Source organism: Flavobacterium cupreum, assembly GCF_003996965.1.
Taxonomy (GTDB): Bacteria; Bacteroidota; Bacteroidia; order Flavobacteriales; family Flavobacteriaceae; genus Flavobacterium; species Flavobacterium cupreum.
In genome coordinates this window covers 1-293 of record NZ_QWDM01000227.1, presented here as the reverse complement: position 1 = coordinate 293, position 293 = coordinate 1, and the positions used below count along the sequence as shown (strand labels likewise).

At 67.2% G+C, this 293-nt stretch carries 1 pseudogene; it reads left to right on the top strand.

Annotated elements, in window-relative coordinates:
- A pseudogene (locus D0817_RS27265) lies at window positions 1-293 on the top strand (aminomethyl-transferring glycine dehydrogenase); the annotation flags it as partial.

Genomic DNA, 293 nt, shown 5'->3' with positions numbered 1-293 from the left:
CCACACCCCGGGCGTCATCCTGCGCAACATCTTCGAGAACCCGGCCTGGTACACCGCCTACACGCCCTACCAGCCGGAGATCTCGCAGGGCCGCCTCGAGGCGATCCTCAATTTCCAGCAGATGATCACCGACCTGACCGGCATGGGCATCGCCAACTCCTCGATGCTCGACGAGGGCACCGCCGCCGCCGAGGCCATGACGCTGCTCCAGCGGGTGGGCAAGTCGGCCTCGAACGTGTTCTACGTGGCCGACGACGTGCTGCCGCAGACGCTCGAGGTGGTGCAGACGCGCG